1 protein-coding gene is annotated in these 424 nt (G+C 75.5%); it reads left to right on the forward strand.

Annotated elements, in window-relative coordinates:
* Positions 1-329 (forward strand): hypothetical protein (locus M3149_RS22820; protein ID WP_435370782.1); only part of this gene is annotated, 329 nt, incomplete at its 5' end.
* Positions 330-424: the final 95 nt, after the last annotated feature.

Consider the following 424-nt stretch of genomic DNA (forward strand, 5'->3'; position numbering starts at 1 on the left):
GCTCCGTGCTGCGTCGCGAGCCCGCGGTGCAACAGTCGCAGGCCGAGACCCGCAGCGCCGCCCAGGGTGCCGTCGGGGGGCCTGCGCCGACGCACCAGCCGAGCGGCCCGGCCAGGGTGCCGCAGCCGGTCGGCAGCTCGGGACGTCCGGCCACCGGAGCCACGGCGGCCCCGGTGCGGACCTCCGAGCACGTCGGAGCATCGGCGCGGTCCGGCTACGGTTCCTTCACCGACACCCCCAGCTCGCCGTCCGGAGCCCGCAACGGCAGCCACCCGGCGCCTGCGCACTTCGACGACGACGAGCTGGACGTGCCGGACTTCCTGAAGTAGCCGCACGTCTCGAGCACGGAGGTACGACGCCGGGTGTTCGCCTTCCAGGACAGCCGGGGGCCGGTCGACGTCGCGTTCACGGACCGCCACGGGGG

Source organism: Hydrogenophaga intermedia (assembly GCF_023715105.1).
Classification (GTDB): Bacteria; Pseudomonadota; Gammaproteobacteria; order Burkholderiales; family Burkholderiaceae_C; genus Hydrogenophaga; species Hydrogenophaga intermedia_A.